The sequence below is a fragment of the Virgibacillus sp. W0430 genome, from assembly GCF_051846935.1.
Lineage (GTDB): Bacteria > Bacillota > Bacilli > Bacillales > Amphibacillaceae > JBPYCR01.
The window spans coordinates 1-18,627 of record NZ_JBPYCS010000015.1 but is presented as its reverse complement, the minus strand read 5'-3'; the positions used below and the strand labels follow the sequence as shown (position 1 = coordinate 18,627).

The following is an 18,627-nucleotide window of genomic DNA, read 5'->3' as shown; positions in this document are numbered from 1 at the left end:
TCAAGTAGGTATGGCCGTGCTGCAGACGTTATATGCCATGAGCGGGTGCATTTTGAGCACCAATCAGGGTGGCAACGCGGGTAACTCTCGTCCCTTATTATACGTAATAGGATGGAGAGTTTTTTTATGTCCTTTTTTCTAAATTATTTAAAATGCTATAGGAGGTTTTGCAATGAAAATGAAAGCCCCACGAGGAACGGTAGATATTTTACCACCGAAAGTTCAGCATTGGCAATATGTTGAATCAATAATTAAAAATATTTGTGATCGGTTTAACTTTAAAGAGATACGTACGCCTTTGTTTGAGCATACGGAAGTATTTCAAAGAGGGGTTGGAGATACGACAGATATCGTCCAAAAAGAAATGTATACGTTTATGGATCGGGGAGGTCGCAGTATTACACTGCGTCCAGAAGGAACTGCAGCTGTCGTTCGCGCTTTTGTAGAAAATAAACTGTATGGTTCCGTTAATCAACCGGTGAAGCTGTATTATTTTGCCGAAATGTTTCGGTACGAGCGACCACAGCAAGGAAGAATGCGTCAATTAAATCAATTTGGAGTTGAAGTGTTAGGAAGTGCAGATCCAGCAATTGACGCTGAAGTTATTGCGCTTGCGATGACATGTTATAAAGAACTCGGTTTACAATCGATTAAGCTTGTAATTAATAGTCTTGGGGATAAAGAGAGTCGAACGAATCATCGAAACGCTCTTGTTGATCATTTCGACCCTCATATAAACGAGCTTTGCTCGGACTGTCAAAATAGATTACATCATAATCCGCTTCGCATTTTGGATTGTAAAAAAGATATGGACCATCCGTCGATGGCTTCTGCACCGTCAATCCTCGACTATTTAAACGAGGAGTCAGCAGCGTACTTCAATAAAGTACAAGCATATTTAGATGGAATGAATATTCCTTATGTAGTTGATAAAAATTTAGTACGTGGATTGGATTATTACAATCATACGGCATTTGAAATTATGAGTGAAGCAGAAGGATTCGGTGCCATTACGACTCTACTAGGTGGTGGAAGATACAACAATTTAGCAGCAGAGCTTGGTGGGCCTGATACTCCTGGGATAGGCTTTGCGATGGGGCTAGAACGGTTGTTAATGGCTTTAGAAGCAGAAGACATTTCAATACCAACGGATGACCAGCTCGATTGTTATTTACTTGCAATTGGTGAAGAAACAGATACGAAGGCAGTAGAGCTGCTTAATACATTAAGACAAAATGGTATACAGGCGGACAAAGACTATCAAGGGAAAAAGATGAAAGCACAATTTAAGCAAGCCGATCGGCTACAAGCAAAATACGTGCTTATATTGGGTGAAACTGAATTAGAAAACGAAACAATAATTGTTCGGACGATGGAAACAGGCGAACAGGAAGAAATACCAATGAATCAACTTGTTGATAAGCTAGAAAAAGAGTTATTAGGAGGAAGTACTATTGAATAAACGGGTATTAGCTGGTACATTAAGCGAGCACCATACAAATAAAGAGGTTTTGTTAAAAGGGTGGGTCGATCGTAGACGTGATTTAGGAGGGCTTATTTTTATTGACTTACGTGACCACTCTGGAATTGTTCAAATTGTTTTTAACCCTGATGAGTCAAAAGCAGCATTGGAAATTGCTGAATCCGTGCGTAGCGAGTATGTATTAGAAGTAAAAGGTACGGTAGTTAAACGTGAGGAATCAACCATTAACCCCAATTTGGCAACCGGAAAAATTGAAGTAGTCGTTCAGCATATAGAAGTATTGAATAAGGCAAAAAACCCTCCTTTTTTACTACATGAAGCTGGTGAAGTAGCAGAAGAACTTCGCTTAAAATATCGTTACATGGATTTACGGCGAAAAGAGATGCAGGATACATTTAAATTACGTCATAAGATTACTCAAGAAATTCGTGAATTTTTAAATGATGCTTCGTATTTAGAAATGGAGACACCGATATTAACAAAAAGTACACCAGAAGGAGCGCGTGATTATTTGGTTCCTAGCCGTGTCCATGATGGTGAATTTTATGCGTTACCACAATCGCCACAATTATTTAAGCAATTACTAATGGTTGGTGGATTTGAAAAGTATTACCAAATAGCACGTTGTTTCCGTGACGAAGATTTGCGGGCAGATCGCCAGCCTGAATTTACACAAATAGATATTGAAACTGCCTTTCAGACAAGTGAAGAAATTATGGAATTAATCGAACGTATGATGAAAAAGGTAATGAAGGCAGTTAAACAAAAGGATATTACAATTCCGTTTAAGCAGATGAGCTATACAGAAGCGATGGAACGATACGGATCAGATAAGCCGGATACGCGCTTCTCTCTAGAGTTAATCGAAGTATCGGATATTGTAGCGAACAGTTCTTTTAAAGTGTTTAGTAGCGCAGTTAATAAGTCAGGAAAAGTTGCGTTACTAAATGTAAAAGGAGAAGCAGATCATTTCTCACGAAAAGATATCGATCAATTGACTGAATTTGTAGCCATTTACGGTGCAAAAGGACTTGCTTGGCTAAAAATAAAAGACGAGGCTTTAACAGGTCCGATCGCTAAGTTTTTATCGGATGAAGAAAAGCAGTTAATAACCGAACGGGCCGCTGGTGAAAATGGCGACTTATTGTTATTTGTAGCAGATCAAACAGCTATTGTTCATGACAGCTTAGGAGCGCTTCGGTTAAAGCTAGGTAAGGAATTAAATTTAATTGATCAAACAAAATTTAATTTTCTTTGGATTGTTGACTGGCCATTATTAGAGTACGATGAGGAAGAAAAGCGTTATACTGCTGCACACCATCCATTTACATCGCCGATGGATGAGGATAAAGCTAAACTAAGTACTGAGCCAGAAAATGTACGAGCAAATGCGTATGATCTCGTATTAAATGGGTATGAGCTTGGCGGCGGTTCGATGAGAATTTATGAAAAAGAATTACAAGATGAAATGTTTCAAGTGCTTGGCTTTTCTAAAGAACAGGCTAAAGAGCAATTTGGCTTTCTGCTTGAAGCACTTGAATACGGTGCACCTCCTCATGGCGGCGTAGCACTGGGTCTAGATCGAATTGTTATGCTGTTAGCAGGAAAGGATAATTTACGGGATACGATTTTATTCCCTAAAACAGCTTCCGCCTCAGATTTATTAACAGATGCACCGAGCGAAGTGAGTCCTAAGCAACTGGAAGAGCTATCTATTCAGTTACAAGAAAAAAATGACGATTAAATTAAATTGATGAGAATTTGTAACATTTGTAACGAATAAGTAAATTTCTAAATTATTGAAAAAAGTTAAAAGCTATGGTAAGATAAATTTACAAAAGTTAGTCAATCCTGATGTGTTCGTCTATTAAAATCGTTTTGACCGAACATCTACAATATTGGGAGTTTGCTCGTTTTTACATTGCTTGCAAGCCTCTTGTATGTGGAAGCATAAGATGTAAAACAAAACACCCACCTGCCGAGAGCGGGATCAAAACTGGATGTTAGACGGCATAATTGGGATTGATAAATTACATGAAAAACTGACTTTCTTGTTGCGTATGCAATAGGTAAAGTCAGTTTTTTTGGTGATATACAAACGTTTTTTAATTTAAGTGGCTCCTTGTAAAATGATGTTGGTGATGTATTTTAAGTCGAGGAATACCTACTCATGAATTAGAACGAAACATGGAAGCTTGCGCTCAGATTTAACTGACTTGTACTACAGCTGACAGGCTTTCCGCGGTTACTGCCTCAGCTTCAATAGCTCCTCTGTCCGAGTCGCTTCAGTGATCTTCGGACGCGTGCTATTTCCGCAGAAGTCCGTCAACTTCCGTTCCAGTCAGCTTAAAGAGGGCTAATGTCATTATTGCACACACTTCCATGCTGTTTAATTTGCATTGGAGTGTGTTTCTTTATGTTTTGTATTGTATTTTGCGTCTACAGATTTTCGCTTGAATTAAAGCATGATTCGATTCTTATAATTCGTGAAGCTTCTGTACTTATAAGCGAATCGACAAGTGATTTCCCTCCTGGATTTGGCTTTTGACGACTTTTATACGACAGGGGAATTCACTTGTTATCTATTAGAAAATAAAAATGACGTTCGTGATTTTTATTCACCAACGTCATATATTGTACAACCAATTTAGTTTGAACCTTGTGCTAGCTGTTCAAGATTTCCGTTTTTATCCATTTTGAAAGCAGGTGCTTTTAGAGAGCCTTGGTCTTCTAGTACAGTCATTTTTCTTGCACGTTCCATAATTTGGATAAACATTTGATAGTCCTCTTGAACTGTTTCTAGCTTTTCTTCCGTTAAAGAAAGTTGTTTTTCAAGCTTTTCAACGTGTGCGCGCAACATTTGATTCTCATTTTCTAATTGCTGCAAGGATAGCTTTGATTGATTTGCAGCATAATAGTCTTTCTTTAAGTTGCTTAAGTAATGAATTACCGTATCTAATGTTATAGATGAATTGTGTTCTTCAGCCGTCGATCCATTGTCAATTGTAATGGGAGCAGGATTCACAGTATGCTGTGTATGCTTTGTTAACCGAGTTTGAGCTGCTGCAGCACGCTTCTTTTCTTTTCGTTGCCTTTTTGCTAGATCAATTGCATTTTCATACTTTCGTCGTACTTCAGCGTTCCAGCGAAACCCACAGGCAGCAGATGTTCGATTAAGCTTATCGCCAACTTCCTCAAAGGCATTGAGCTGTGTACTTCCTTCTCTTACGTGGCGGAGGACGGTTTCTGCTAACAATAAGTCATCTTCATGAGACCAGGCATCTTGTCTTACTTTGGCCAAATAATTCAACTCCTTTTTCACTATACTCCAATGATTAATAGAATGTTATAACTACCTCTATTTTTTAAGTGTCATTGCTTTTTTGCTTAAGCAACCACACTATAAGTAGTATCACCGGCAGAAAAAGGAATTATACGTGTCTATAAATGTTTCTTTTGATCGTTTTGGATTTTTTCATACACTTGTTTCATAGCTTGTTCAAATTTACCAGTAGTTTTTGGATGGTAATACTGCTTTCGTTGTAATGGATCAGGCAAATATTGCTGCGGTACCCAGCTATTTTCATAGTTATGTGGATATTGATAGGTAACGCCTCTCCCCAAATGTTTAGAACCTTCATAATGTGAATCTTTTAAATGGGCTGGAATTTCTCCAGTGTTTCCAGTTCGGATATCTCTGAGTGCTTCGTCGAGTCCTTTATAAGCAGAATTGGACTTAGGCGATAATGCGAGTTCAGCAATTGACACTGCAAGCGGTATACGTGCTTCTGGAAAGCCAACCCGTTCCGCTGCTTCTATTGCGGCTAATGCTCTTGGCCCAGCTTGTGGATTAGCAAGACCGATATCTTCATATGCAATTACGAGCATTCGACGTGCGATACTATCAAGGTCACCTGCTTCGATTAAGCGACCTAAATAATGGAATGCAGCATTCACGTCGCTCCCACGGATTGACTTTTGAAAAGCAGAGAGCACATCATAATGTGCATCCCCATTTTTATCATGGGAAAAGCTCTTCTTTTGCATACACTCCTCAGCAATCGTTAAATCTATTTTAATAACATGATCAGCATTTTCCGGCGTCGATAAAACAGCGAGCTCTAATCCATTCAAAGCGGATCGTAAATCCCCGTTTGAACTATGTGTTAAATGCTTAAGAGCTTCATCAGTAATGGATATGTTAAGGTTACCGTATCCATTTGTATGATCTTCAAGTGCTCGGAAAATAGCAGTTTCAATTTGTTCGCTAGTTAATGCGTGTAACTCAAATAAATGGCATCTGCTTCGGATAGCGGGATTAATGGAATGGTACGGGTTACTCGTTGTACAACCAATTAAAGTAATTAGATTGCTTTCAAGGTGTGGGAGTAGGAAATCTTGTTTGCCTTTGTCTAGGCGGTGAACTTCATCAAGAATTAATACAATACTTCCCGTCATTTTTGCTTCTTCAATTACTATCTCCATATCTTTTTTTCGATCTGTCACAGCGTTTAGTTTACGAACAGGTAGCTGCAAGCTGTGGGCTAGTGCAAAGGCCATGGAGGTTTTTCCAGTACCCGGAGGACCAAATAATATCATGGAAAGGAGGCGTTTTGCTTCAATCATTCGACGAACTATTTTACCTTCTTGTACAAGATGCTCTTGACCAATAATGTCATGGATATGAGTTGGACGCATTCGTAAAGCAAGTGGTTTTTGGCTCATTTGTATCGATCCTTTATCTAATCATTTGTTTAAAACTTAAAAACATAAGCTACAATTTGTAAACTGCAAGAAATATAGGATTCATGTTATAATAGCATGTATTATTTACATTTATACTAAATGATAGGAACGTATCGTATCGTTAAAATATAGTTTAGCACATACGTTCCTTTTTTGTTAAGTAGTGTTTTGCACAGTCTCTTATAATTATTATTAACATAGACGGCTCATTAAAGATAGCAGAGGTGTAATAGGAATGAAGATTTCTACTAAAGGGCGGTATGGGTTAACAGTTATGATCGAGCTAACACGGAGATATGGAGATGGCCCTGTATCATTAAAATCGATTGCCGATCAAAAAAATCTATCGGCACATTATTTAGAGCAATTGGCTGCACCGTTACGAAATGCAGGGCTTATAAAGAGTATACGAGGCGCTTATGGTGGTTATATTTTAGCTGAAAACCCTGAACAGATTACAGCTGGTGATATTATTCGTGTGCTTGAAGGGCCGATTACTTTAGTCGAAGGAATGGAGTCTGAGGAAGCTGCACAGCAAGCGCTTTGGTTACGTGTGCGCGATGCCGTTAAAGAAGTATTAGATAATACGACATTGTTGGATTTAAAAGAATATGGCGACAAAGAGCCAAATAAAGAATATATGTTTTATATTTGAATATGAAAGGATCGATTACAATGATCTACTTAGATCATGCTGCAACTACTCCAATTGCTAAGGAAGTAATGGCAACGATGACTGCATGGGCAGAGAACAAAGATGCATTTGGCAATCCGTCGAGTGTCCACCATTTTGGCCGACGTGCAAGACGTGATTTAGACGATGCGAGAAGAAGTATTGCCCAAACAATACAAGCGGAAGAAAAAGAAATTATTTTCACTAGTGGTGGCACGGAAGCAAATAATTTGGCAGTAATAGGTACAGCTTTAGCAAACAAAGATAAAGGTAATCATATTATAACATCGAAACAGGAACATCATGCTGTTTTACGTGCAGCGGAATATTTAGAGAAAAAAGGTTTTGAAGTAACGTATTTACCTGTAAATAATGAGGGGATTGTACGTATAGAAGACGTAAAGGCTGCATTAACCAATCGAACAATACTCGTATCGTTAATGGCTGTGAATAATGAAACAGGAATCGTTCAGCCAGTACAGGAAATTGGAAGCATGTTAAAAAATCATCAAGCTTTCTTTCATACAGATGCAGTCCAAGCATTTGGCTTACTGAAATTAAATGTTTTGCAGCTTGGTGTTGATTTACTGACAGTATCTGCCCATAAGATTAACGGACCAAAAGGAATGGGTTTTTTATATGCTGCTTCACATGTGCCTATTTCTCCTATCCAATTCGGTGGAGAACAGGAAAGAAAGAAACGAGCAGGCACGGAAAATACAATGGGCGTGCTCGGGCTAAGAAAAGCGGTTGAAATTGTTATGGATGAACGAGAATATCGTTATCAAAAATATTCAAGCTATAAAAAAGAATTTGTACGCGTTTTAACTGAAAAAAAAGTAAGGTTTCAAATAAATGGAACGATAAATAATACGGTACCTTCAATTATAAATATTAGCTTTCCTAATACGGATGTACAAGCGCTATTGACGAATTTTGATATAGAAGGGGTTGCGGCATCAAGTGGTAGTGCATGTACAGCTGGAGCTATAGAGCCATCTCATGTTCTAACTGCAATGTATGGTGCAAATGATGAGAGAGCAATTAATTCGATTCGCTTCAGCTTCGGATTAATGAATTCCAAGGAAAACATTAGCGCAGCAGCGAACATTGTTGCATCAGTCGTTAACCGTTTAACGAACCAAAAAGGGTGATTGAAAGTGTTAGAAAATAAAAACAAGGATATACGTGTTGTTATCGGGATGAGCGGAGGAGTAGACTCGTCAGTAGCCGCACTATTGCTGAAGGAACAAGGCTATGACGTGATTGGTATCTTCATGAAAAATTGGGAGGATACAGATGAAAACGGGGTGTGTACAGCAACTGAGGATTTTGAAGATGTCGCACGGGTTGCAGACCAAATCGGCATCCCGTATTATTCAGTTAATTTCCAGAAGCAATATTGGGACAATGTATTTACGTATTTTCTCGATGAATATAAAGCCGGAAGAACACCGAACCCGGATATAATTTGTAATAAAGAAATTAAATTTAAAGCATTTTTAAACCACGCAATTTCTTTGGGCGCCGATTATGTAGCAACCGGGCATTATGCTCGTGTAGAACAAAGCGATGGTCGCTTTAAAATGATGCGAGGTAATGATCCAAATAAAGATCAGACGTATTTTTTAAGTCAGTTAAATGAGGAAGTTCTTGAAAAAGTCATGTTCCCTTTAGGTCATTTACCAAAAGCAGATGTAAGAGAAATTGCCCAAAAGGCTGGGCTCGCTACAGCAAATAAGAAAGACAGTACGGGAATTTGCTTTATAGGTGAGCGTAATTTCAAAGAGTTTTTAAGCAATTACTTACCAGCGCAACCTGGGGATATGATGACATTGGCCGGGGAATTTAAAGGAAAGCATGATGGATTAATGTATTATACAATAGGTCAACGGCAAGGACTAGGCATTGGTGGGCCAGGCGCACCTTGGTTTGTTGTAGGAAAAAATGTAGAAAAGAATATATTATATGTTGAGCAAGGCTATAATAATGATAAATTGTATTCAGAAGGATTAATTGCATCCGGCATAAATTGGATAAATGGAAAACGGCCAGAAACATCGTTCACTTGTACAGCTAAATTTCGATACCGTCAAGAAGACTGTGAAGTAACAGTAACTCAAATGGAAAATGATCAAGTAACCGTTCAATTTGCTGAAAAGCAACGGGCCGTAACACCTGGTCAAGCAGTTGTTTTTTATGATGGTGAAATATGTCTTGGTGGCGGAACGATTGACTATATTTTAAAACATAATGAACGATTGCATTATGTTGGATAACGACAAAAGAAAAAGGTCATGTGCATAAATAAAGCACGTGACCTTATTCAGGGAGAATCGATAATGGATAAGAATAAACAAGCGATAGAATTATTAAAGCAATCTAAATACGAAGAAGCGGCTAAACTATTTAATGCGATAATTGAAGAAAATCCGAACGATCCGATCGGCTACATTAATTTTGGCAATTTATTAATGCACATAAAAGATTTTGAACGTGCAGAAAGATTTTTTATAAAGGCGATTCACTTAGATAAAAATGCAGCTACAGCCTATTACAGCTTAGGGAATTTGTATTTTGAACAAGGAAGCTTTAAAAAGGCTCAAGAAAAAATAATGGAAGCGATAAATCTTGGCTTAGAAGAAAGCGACTCTTTTTATTTACTCGGACTCGCCCACCTAAATCAGGAGCAACCAAAGCTGGCATTGGCTTATTTATTACGGGCAACTGAGATGGATCCGGGCGATAGTGAGAAGTTATTTCAATACGGATTAACACTGGCCAAATTGGAACATTTAAAAGAGGCAAAAGCTGCTCTTGAACATGTTTTACAAATAGATAAAAACCATAGCGACGCCCATTATAATCTAGCAATTATTGCGTTGTATGATGACAAAATAGAAGAAGCATTGGCTCATTTTAATCAAGCATTAAAAATACAGCCAGATCATCTTCTCGCAGCGAATGGAAAAGCAAAGGTTGAGGAAATGTTGAACATGTAGGATCGTGAGGGATAGCTAATGGAAAATGAGACGAATCCAAATAATAAATCAAATAATTATATTCGTGGCGAACTCCTATATACAATTTTTCATAATCAAGATACGCATTTTTCAATTGCAAAAATAAAAATTCATAACACGAATGAAAATTATAAAGAAAAAGAAATTGTAATTAAAGGTTTTTTTTCAAAATTACAAGATGGCACTGTTTATACGTTTGAGGGAACACTTGAGCGACATGAGAAATTTGGTATTCAATATAGCATTGATTCTTTTCAAACCTACATACCAACATCTGAAGAAGGCCTAGTAAACTATTTGTCCAGTGATTTATTTTTTGGGATTGGTAAAAAGAGCGCCCAAAACATCGTCCAGCATTTAGGAGAAAATGCGATACAGAAAATAATGAATGATCCCGATCGCTTAAAAACGGTACCAAAGTTAAACAAAAAATCGAGAGAATCATTAGTTAAGACGTTGCAAGATAATCAAGGATTTGAACAAGTTGTCATTTATTTAACAAAATATGGGGTCGGTTTAAAGCTAGCTCAAAATATATATGAAACATATAAAGAAATGGCTTTGGAGCAAATAAAAAATGATCCATTTCTGCTAGTACTTGATATTGAAGGGTTTGGCTTTCATACGGCTGATAAGCTCGCAATCGCTAATGGACTCCCAATGACTCACCCAAACAGAATAAGTGCTGGTTTTATATACGTATTACAAAATAGTGTACAGGAAGGTCATGTATATTTGCCGATCGATATCTGTGTAGAACAAGTATTTAACCTACTTTCTACACCTGGTCTTAACGAGCAAATGGTAATCGATTGCTTAGAGGAATTAAATAAAGAAAAAAAAGTAATTCTATTAAATGGCAATGCATATTTACCATCGCTATACTATGCAGAGGATGGATTCGTGGCTAGCCTTGAACGATTGATTCAACATCCTGTTGAGGAAACGACGAACTTGGCTGAATTAATGAAAATTATTGGTGGAATTGAAGAATCAGAGGTAATTAGTTATGGAGAGGAACAGTTTAAAGCGATTCATGAAGCAATTCATTCTAAAATAATGATTTTAACTGGTGGACCTGGAACAGGGAAAACAACAGTAGTGAAGGGAATAATTAATGCTTATGCTTCGATTCATTCATTATCCATTCAACGTGATGATTACGATAAAAAAGAAGATTATCCGTTTATATTGGCTGCACCGACAGGAAGGGCTGCAAAACGACTGCAGCAATCTACTGGAATAACTGCTACAACTATTCATCGTCTGCTTGGTTGGGACGGGAAAGATTACTTTGATAAAAATGAGAATGAACCGCTTTCTGGCCAGTTATTAATCGTAGACGAATTTTCTATGGTCGATATTTGGTTAGCCCATGCCTTATTTAAGGCCGTTCCCAATCATATGCAAATACTACTCGTAGGCGATGAGGATCAATTGCCTTCTGTAGGACCTGGTCAAGTGTTAGCTGATTTAATAGGAACAAATGTATTGCCCTCCATTACGCTCGAAGAAGTGTATCGACAACAAGAAGGCTCTAAAATAATTGAGCTTGCGCATCATATTCGCAATGATACTTGTACGATTGATGTGTTACAAAATAAGCAGGATTTCAGCTTTATTACGTGCAAGGAATTTCAAATTGTAGATGTAATCGTCAATATTTTTAAAAAAGCGCTCGATAAAGGGATTAATACGAGGGATATACAAGTGTTAGTGCCGATGTATCGAACGGAAGCGGGTATACTTGCGATAAACAAGCAGCTTCAACAATTAATAAACCCAAAAACTCGACAAAGACGAGAAAAGAAATTTAAAGATGTTATTTTTAGAGTAGGGGATAAAGTAATTCAGCTTGTAAATCGACCTGAAGATGGAGTGTCTAATGGTGATATTGGCACTATTGTTGCTATATTTGAAGAGGATGAGAATGAAGAAAATGTAGAGCAAGTAGTTGTATCTTTTGATGGAAAAGAAGTAGTCTATGAAAAAAAAGATTACAATGAAATAATGCATGCGTACTGTATTTCAATTCATAAGGCGCAAGGGAGTGAATTTCCTATTGTAATTTTACCAGTGACGCCAGCTTATAATCGAATGCTTCGTAAAAACTTATTATACACTGCAGTTACGAGAAGCCAACAATCGTTAATTATTTGCGGTATGAAGGACGCTTTTTTAAGAGGAGTTCGTACGAAGGACACGAACAAAAGGTATACATCGTTAAAAGAACGAATAATGGAACGTATAAAAGATATGAAGGAAGCAACAACTGGACAAACAGATCCGGAAGATGAGATTAGTCCTTATGATTTTATGTAGTAGTTGAGAATAGCGAACGCCAAGCTGGTTAAACTAAGTTCATCATGAACATTACTTGCAGAGGAAGCTTGCTATGCCTTCACAATGTGCTATTGAGGTTACACAGACGGAATTTCAAAAGAAAAAAAGAAATTTCATTCCACCTTGTTAAATAACATCGAACGGTTTTTAATAAAGGAGAGTGAATATGTTTCATAAGAAGGAAGTCCGTCTGTTCTATATTTTAGCTTTAGTTGCTTTTATTTGCTTGCTTATATTTCTGTTTAGTAAGACTTTTCCATTTCTAAAACATTTGATTTTATTTTTTTGGCAATTGTCGGCTCCTTTTATTATCGCTATTTTTATTGCGTACTTGCTCTATCCACTCGTAGTAAAGTTACATAACTGGAATATTCAAAAACCGTTAGCAATTTTATTCATTTATTTTATCTTTTTTGGTGGGATAGCATATTCAATATATCTTGGGTATCCTGCAATCGTACATCAAGTAAGAGACCTTAATGAACAACTCCCTCACGTAATCCGAATGTATGAGGCATTGATTTATCAGTTGTACGAATCGACTTCTTTTTTACCAGAAACCGTACATGAAAAAATGGATAAGTTAATTTACCGAATGGAATTGGCACTGGAAAATATTTTGGAAAAGCTAGTAGGTGGCGTGACAAAGCTTTTTGATTTTATTATTGTTCTGACAGTTATTCCTGTCCTCGTATTTTATTTTCTAAAGGATTATTTGAAAATAAAAGATACTATAAAAAGGTTCCTCCCAGCAAAGCACCGTGCAGCGATTGAGCAAATGATCCATGCAATTGATAAAAGCTTAGGTAATTATATTAGAGGTCAAATGATTGTAGCAGTTTTCGTTATGGTAACGACATGGGTCGTTTTTTATTTTATGAATATAAAATATGCGTTACTTCTTGCTGTAATTATAGGACTAACAAATATTATTCCGTACTTCGGCCCTATAATCGGAACAGTCCCAGCGGTACTTATTACTCTGTCGGTGTCGGGGAAATTAGCAATCATTGTTATTGTAGTCAGTTTTGTCATTCAACTTGTGGAAAGTAACTTTTTATCGCCTTACATTGTTGGAAGAACTACAAAAATACATCCAGTGACAATTATTTTTGTCTTGCTTTTAGGTGCAAAGTTAAGTGGAATTATTGGTATGATTGTAGCCGTACCAATTTATATGATTTGTAAAGAAGTATTCCGACATACGATCGGTTTACGACTCTTGAATTGACATTTTCCTAATAGTTTTCTATACTAACTTTAAAATTATATAGTTTTAAAACGAAGATAGTTCCAAGTACATGATGTTGATTTTAAAGAGAAGGATTTTCAATGGCTGAGAAAAATCCTAAAATCTGATTCATGGAAAGCTAAACTGGAGTATGGTTAATACCCATCGGTTTCAAACCGTTATTATGATCAAGTGATGGACAGTTGTTGTTTGTTCATAATGAGGGTGGTACCACGGTAATCTCGTCCCTGCAGAACGCAGTGAGGGGATTTTTTTATTTTTAAAATAATGCAGCAGTTAAAATAATGGAGGAGATGGAAATGAAACAGTTGACGTCAGCTGAAATCAGACAAATGTTTATCGACTTTTTTAAAGAAAAGGGTCATCATGTGGAACCGAGCGCATCGTTAGTTCCAAAAGATGATCCGAGCTTACTATGGATTAATAGTGGCGTCGCGACCTTGAAAAAATACTTTGATGGAACCATCATCCCAGAAAACCCGCGTATTGTTAATGCCCAGAAGTCAATTCGCACAAATGATATTGAAAATGTAGGCTATACAGCTCGACACCATACTTTTTTTGAAATGCTAGGAAACTTTTCGATCGGGGACTACTTTAAAAGAGAAGCGATCGAATGGGCTTGGGAGTTTTTAACAAGTGAGAAATGGATCGGTTTTGATGCAGACCGCTTATCAGTGACTGTTCATCCGGAAGATGATGAGGCTTATAACATATGGCTGAATGAAATAAACATACCGGCACACAGAATCATCCGATTAGAAGAAAATTTTTGGGATATAGGAGAAGGGCCAAGTGGTCCAAATACAGAAATTTTTTATGACCGTGGAGAAGCGTTTGGAAGTGACCCATCTGATGCGGAACTATATCCTGGTGGAGAAAATGAACGATATCTTGAAATATGGAACTTAGTTTTTTCTCAATTTAACCATAACCCAGATGATACGTATACGCCATTACCGAAGAAAAACATTGATACTGGAATGGGCTTGGAACGGATGGCATCAATAATCCAAAATACAAATACAAATTTTGAAACCGATTTGTTTATGCCTATTATAAAAAAGGTTGAGCAATTTGCGAATATGGAATATGGAAGCGATTCGCAAACAGATACAGCCTATAAAGTAATTGCAGATCACATTCGTACGGTTGCTTTTGCAATTGGCGATCATGCACTCCCATCAAATGAAGGGCGGGGGTATGTATTACGAAGACTTATCCGACGAGCTGCTCGTTTTGCAAAGCAAATAGGTATTGAGAAACCGTTTATGTATAAGTTAGTATCAACAGTAGGAACGATTATGAAGGACTATTATCCTGAGGTTATAAATCAGTGCGCTCATATTGAAATAATTATTAAAGTAGAAGAAGAACGATTTCTTGCAACATTAAATGAAGGATTAACCATTTTGACAACGATTATGGAAAAAGCGAGTAAAGCACAAAATACGGTTATTTCAGGAGTAGATGTATTTCGTCTATATGACACATATGGATTTCCGAAGGAGTTAACGGAAGAATATGTGAAAGATCAAGGTTTTACGATCGATGTAGCAGGATTTGAGCTTGAAATGAAAAAACAACAAGAAAGAGCTAGAGATGCTCGAAAATCTATAGACTCTATGCAAGTTCAGGATGACTTATTAAGCAGTGTAAACGTTGAAAGTAAATTTGTAGGCTACGACAAAACCGAAGTTAAAACAGTGATCGAGGCAATGATTAATCATGATGCACCTGTAAGTACAGTTTCAACAGACGAAGAAGCATATTTATATTTACGTGAAACGCCTTTCTATGCAGAGAGTGGGGGACAAATCGCCGATAACGGTTGGTTATATACTGAAAACGCGATTGCTTATGTAAAAGATGTTAAGAAAGCTCCAAATGGCCAGCACGTACACCATATCGAAATAAAGCAAGGAACATTGAATGTTGGTGAGCACGTAAAAGCAGCTGTCGATTATGTTTTTCGAACAGAAATAGTGAAAAACCATACAGCGACACATTTGCTGCATCAAGCATTAAAAGATGTGCTCGGTGATCATATAGCTCAAGCTGGTTCACTCGTAACGCCAGATCGACTACGCTTTGATTTTACTCATTTTGAGAAAGTAAAAGATGAAGAGCTGTTACAAATTGAACGAATCGTAAATGAAAAGATCTGGCAACACATCCCGGTCACGATTGTGGAGGAACAATTGGAGCAAGCAAAAAGTATGGGAGCAACTGCATTATTTGGTGAAAAATATGGTGATATTGTGCGCGTAGTTCAGATTGGTGAATACAGCATAGAGCTTTGTGGCGGTTGTCATGTTCACAATACATCGGAAATAGGTCTGTTTAAAATTACAATGGAGAGTGGTATTGGAGCAGGTACTAGAAGAATTGAAGCGAGCACTAGTAAGCAAGCCTACGAATTAACATTGAAAAAAGAAGATATACTTCATACTTCTGCGCGCTTATTAAAAACAAAACCAGAAAATGTGCCAGCTCAGATTGAACAAATGTATGAAGATATTAAAGGACTACAAAGGGAAAATGAATCCTACAGTACAAAGTTATCTAAATTAGAGGCTTTAACGCTTGTAGAAAAAACGGATATAGTGAATGAAATCCCGTTTTTAGCACAACATGTACAAGTAAAGGACATGAATCAGCTCAGAAATATGGTGGATGAATTAAAACAAAAGCTAGGTTCAGCAGTTATATTGCTTGCTGCAGACAACAATAAAAAAGTTCAATTAGCTGCAGGGGTTACGAAGGATTTAATGGGTAAAGGACTGCATGCTGGTAATTTAATCAAGCAAGCAGCACAAATTTGCGGCGGTGGCGGCGGTGGTCGTCCAGATATGGCACAAGCTGGCGGGAAAAAGGTTGAAAACATTCAAGATGCCTTAAGTTATGTAGAAACGTACATTTCACAAACAACAGAAAGATAAGCGAAAAAGATATTATAATCTTTTCAAACATGGTAGAATAACGAAAGAAGGTAAAACATGGAATGAGGTGTCACTATGAGTTCGATTGACAAAACGATGAAGTTTAATTTTTCGGATGAACCTTTTGATCAAGATATTAAACAAATCCTCTCCACGATTCATGAAGCTTTGAAAGAAAAGGGCTATAATCCAATTAATCAGATTGTAGGTTATTTATTATCGGGAGACCCAGCGTATATACCACGCTATAAAGACGCTCGTAATTTAATACGTAAAGTCGAACGAGATGAAGTGATTGAAGAACTCGTAAAGTTCTATCTAAATGAACAGCATAAGGATCGATAAAATGAAAATTCTCGGATTGGATGTTGGATCAAAAACAATCGGTGTAGCTGTTAGTGACGCACTTGGTATAACTGCACAAGGAATAACGACAATAAAATGGGATGAAAACAATCGGTGCTCTGCAGATGCAGAAATGAAGAAAATTATTGCAGAGCACGAAGTACAGCAAGTTGTAATAGGTCTTCCCAAACATATGAATGGTTCTGTTGGTGAACGAGGGAAAGCTTCCGAATTATACGCAAAACATATAGAACAAACGTATAAGCTACCTGTTCATTTATGGGATGAACGTTTGTCAACAGCAGCTGCTGAGCGTGTTTTGCTAGAGGCTGACATGAGCCGAATGAAAAGGAAAAAAGTAATTGATAAAATGGCAGCCGTAATGATTTTACAAGGCTTTCTTGACCAACAACGATAAAAGGAGTGGGGAAATGGCTTTAGAAGAAAAAGAGCGAATCATTATACCAGATGAAAACGGGGAAGAGCATTTGTTTGAAGTATTGTTTAGTTTTGAATTGGATGAAACTGAACAGACTTACATTGCTTTAATACCTGCAGAGCAAAGTGAAGAAGAGGAAGACGTTGAAGTGTATGCGTTTCGTTACGAAGAAAAAGAGAATGATGATAACGATTTATCTTTGTATCCAATTGAATCGGATGATGAGTGGGACATGGTTGAGGAAATGCTCCATACGTTAACAGAAGAAAGCGAATAAATACGATATCGTTGTAATTCGAAATTGGTGCCAATTATGGCGCCAGTTTTTCTTCATAAAATTATAATAGATTATCTTCTTTATTTTTAGTATAATGTAGCAGATAAGGAGGATGATCCGTGTCGAACGATATAAAAAAACAATATAAAGAAAATATAGCAGCACATTCTGAAGAGGCAAAAATAGTCAGAAAGATAGTTGCGATCGTCATTTTCTCGCTCTTGCTTATAATTGTAATTGGAAGTGTTTCCGGTTACATGTATGTAAAGTCGGCACTCGCACCAGTAGATCCAGACGAGACTTCAGAAGTAAAAATAGAGATCCCTTTAGGTTCATCAACATCAAATATAGCAACCATTCTTGAATCGAATGGAATAATTAAAGATAGTCGTGTATTTCGTTTTTATTTAAAATTTAAAAATAAAGGTGATTTTCAAGCAGGAGAATATGCACTTTCTCCTTCGCTGAAGATTGATGAAATTATTGAGAAGCTACAGAGTGGAAAAGTGCACGAAGAGCCTATTTTCACAATTACTATACCAGAGGGAAAAACGGTCGATCAAATAGCAGAAATATACGCAAGCACGCTCCCTTTCAGTAAGGAAGAATTTCTTACACAAGTAAGCGATGCTGATTATGTTAATCAATTAATTAATACGTATCCGAGCCTACTTACCGATAAAATTTTAGACCCTAACATCCACACACCATTAGAAGGATACTTATATGCAGCTACGTACGATTTTTATGAAGAGGACCCAACTGTTGACTCTGTCGTAAAGAAAATGCTTGATAAAACAGAACAGGTAGTCCTTCCTTTTTCAGATCAAATTGATGAAAAGGGATTTACAATTCATGAAGCGTTAACCTTTGCATCTTTAATTGAAAATGAAGCGAAAACAGAAGAACAGCGAACAATGATTGCGGGAGTATTTTATAATCGATTAGAAATAGACATGCCATTACAAACAGATCCAACCGTGCTGTATGCATTAGGACAGCATAAGGATAAAGTGTTAAATAAAGATTTAAAAACAGAATCCCCGTACAATACGTATCATATAAAAGACTTACCAATAGGCCCTATTTCTAACTTTGGTAAAA

The 18,627-nt window shown here is 37.2% G+C and carries 15 protein-coding genes, 1 other RNA gene and 2 other annotated features (1 of these 18 only partly in view); of the genes, 14 read left to right on the top strand and 2 right to left on the bottom strand.

Annotated features, from left to right (window positions below; genetic code table 11):
* Positions 1-98, top strand: a binding site (T-box leader) (it extends 127 nt beyond the left edge of the window).
* A 74-nt stretch (positions 99-172) separates the two neighbouring features.
* From hisS to ssrS, 3 genes are all read left to right on the top strand, one after another.
* Positions 173-1,462 (top strand): histidine--tRNA ligase, encoded by a 1,290-nt coding sequence (hisS, locus tag ACLIBH_RS09240; RefSeq protein ID WP_439316419.1) that lies wholly within the window; start codon positions 173-175, stop codon positions 1,460-1,462.
* Complete coding sequence (gene aspS / locus ACLIBH_RS09235; protein ID WP_439316418.1) at positions 1,455-3,227, top strand: aspartate--tRNA ligase; 1,773 nt, start codon at positions 1,455-1,457, stop codon at positions 3,225-3,227. Before hisS ends, aspS begins: the two co-directional genes overlap by 8 nt.
* A gap of 101 nt (positions 3,228-3,328) precedes the next feature.
* Positions 3,329-3,510, top strand: a non-coding RNA gene (gene ssrS / locus ACLIBH_RS09230) — 6S RNA.
* 620 nt (positions 3,511-4,130) lie between these two features.
* Here the strand turns inward: ssrS and ACLIBH_RS09225 are convergent.
* Positions 4,131-4,784 (bottom strand): RsfA family transcriptional regulator, encoded by a 654-nt coding sequence (locus tag ACLIBH_RS09225; RefSeq protein ID WP_439316417.1) that lies wholly within the window; start codon positions 4,782-4,784, stop codon positions 4,131-4,133.
* A 140-nt stretch (positions 4,785-4,924) separates the two neighbouring features.
* On the bottom strand, positions 4,925-6,208 hold the full coding sequence (locus tag ACLIBH_RS09220; protein WP_439316416.1) for a replication-associated recombination protein A: 1,284 nt from the start codon (positions 6,206-6,208) through the stop codon (positions 4,925-4,927).
* Positions 6,209-6,464: 256 nt separating this feature from the next.
* Between ACLIBH_RS09220 and cymR the strand changes: the two genes are divergently transcribed.
* The 11 genes from cymR to mltG all read left to right on the top strand — a co-directional run.
* Positions 6,465-6,884 carry a cysteine metabolism transcriptional regulator CymR gene (gene cymR, locus ACLIBH_RS09215; protein WP_439316415.1) on the top strand — a complete coding sequence of 140 codons (420 nt, stop codon included), beginning with the start codon at positions 6,465-6,467 and terminating at the stop codon, positions 6,882-6,884.
* A 14-nt stretch (positions 6,885-6,898) separates the two neighbouring features.
* Positions 6,899-8,056, top strand: a complete 1,158-nt coding sequence (locus ACLIBH_RS09210) for a cysteine desulfurase family protein (RefSeq protein WP_439316469.1) — start codon at positions 6,899-6,901, stop codon at positions 8,054-8,056.
* 6 nt (positions 8,057-8,062) lie between these two features.
* The gene (gene mnmA / locus ACLIBH_RS09205; protein WP_439316414.1) at positions 8,063-9,181 is read left to right on the top strand and encodes a tRNA 2-thiouridine(34) synthase MnmA; all 1,119 of its coding nucleotides are present in this window, start codon (positions 8,063-8,065) and stop codon (positions 9,179-9,181) included.
* Positions 9,182-9,244: 63 nt separating this feature from the next.
* Positions 9,245-9,904, top strand: a complete 660-nt coding sequence (locus ACLIBH_RS09200) for a tetratricopeptide repeat protein (protein ID WP_439316413.1) — start codon at positions 9,245-9,247, stop codon at positions 9,902-9,904.
* Between the two features lie 18 nt (positions 9,905-9,922).
* Positions 9,923-12,247 carry an SF1B family DNA helicase RecD2 gene (gene recD2 / locus ACLIBH_RS09195; protein WP_439316412.1) on the top strand — a complete coding sequence of 775 codons (2,325 nt, stop codon included), beginning with the start codon at positions 9,923-9,925 and terminating at the stop codon, positions 12,245-12,247.
* 187 nt (positions 12,248-12,434) lie between these two features.
* Complete coding sequence (locus ACLIBH_RS09190) at positions 12,435-13,499, top strand: AI-2E family transporter (RefSeq protein ID WP_439316411.1); 1,065 nt, start codon at positions 12,435-12,437, stop codon at positions 13,497-13,499.
* Positions 13,500-13,543: 44 nt separating this feature from the next.
* Positions 13,544-13,752: a binding site (T-box leader), on the top strand.
* 67 nt (positions 13,753-13,819) lie between these two features.
* Positions 13,820-16,462, top strand: a complete 2,643-nt coding sequence (gene alaS, locus ACLIBH_RS09185; RefSeq protein WP_439316410.1) for an alanine--tRNA ligase — start codon at positions 13,820-13,822, stop codon at positions 16,460-16,462.
* 75 nt (positions 16,463-16,537) lie between these two features.
* On the top strand, positions 16,538-16,807 hold the full coding sequence (locus ACLIBH_RS09180; RefSeq protein WP_439316409.1) for an IreB family regulatory phosphoprotein: 270 nt from the start codon (positions 16,538-16,540) through the stop codon (positions 16,805-16,807).
* Position 16,808: 1 nt separating this feature from the next.
* Entirely contained in the window at positions 16,809-17,225 is a 417-nt protein-coding gene (ruvX, locus tag ACLIBH_RS09175; protein WP_439316408.1) for a Holliday junction resolvase RuvX, read from the top strand.
* A 13-nt stretch (positions 17,226-17,238) separates the two neighbouring features.
* Positions 17,239-17,523 carry a DUF1292 domain-containing protein gene (locus tag ACLIBH_RS09170; RefSeq protein WP_439316407.1) on the top strand — a complete coding sequence of 95 codons (285 nt, stop codon included), beginning with the start codon at positions 17,239-17,241 and terminating at the stop codon, positions 17,521-17,523.
* A gap of 119 nt (positions 17,524-17,642) precedes the next feature.
* The coding region (mltG, locus tag ACLIBH_RS09165) for an endolytic transglycosylase MltG (protein ID WP_439316406.1) at positions 17,643-18,627 on the top strand (985 nt) is incomplete at its 3' end.

What these genes read in the sequence shown, in the direction of transcription:
- hisS (WP_439316419.1), top strand. Translation starts at nt 173, where the DNA reads ATGAAAATGAAAGCCCCACGAGGAACGGTAGATATTTTACCACCGAAA.
- ACLIBH_RS09220 (WP_439316416.1), bottom strand. Translation starts at nt 6,208, where the DNA reads ATGAGCCAAAAACCACTTGCTTTACGAATGCGTCCAACTCATATCCAT.
- cymR (WP_439316415.1), top strand. Translation starts at nt 6,465, where the DNA reads ATGAAGATTTCTACTAAAGGGCGGTATGGGTTAACAGTTATGATCGAG.
- ACLIBH_RS09200 (WP_439316413.1), top strand. Translation starts at nt 9,245, where the DNA reads ATGGATAAGAATAAACAAGCGATAGAATTATTAAAGCAATCTAAATAC.
- recD2 (WP_439316412.1), top strand. Translation starts at nt 9,923, where the DNA reads ATGGAAAATGAGACGAATCCAAATAATAAATCAAATAATTATATTCGT.
- ACLIBH_RS09190 (WP_439316411.1), top strand. Translation starts at nt 12,435, where the DNA reads ATGTTTCATAAGAAGGAAGTCCGTCTGTTCTATATTTTAGCTTTAGTT.
- alaS (WP_439316410.1), top strand. Translation starts at nt 13,820, where the DNA reads ATGAAACAGTTGACGTCAGCTGAAATCAGACAAATGTTTATCGACTTT.
- ACLIBH_RS09180 (WP_439316409.1), top strand. Translation starts at nt 16,538, where the DNA reads ATGAGTTCGATTGACAAAACGATGAAGTTTAATTTTTCGGATGAACCT.
- ruvX (WP_439316408.1), top strand. Translation starts at nt 16,809, where the DNA reads ATGAAAATTCTCGGATTGGATGTTGGATCAAAAACAATCGGTGTAGCT.
- ACLIBH_RS09170 (WP_439316407.1), top strand. Translation starts at nt 17,239, where the DNA reads ATGGCTTTAGAAGAAAAAGAGCGAATCATTATACCAGATGAAAACGGG.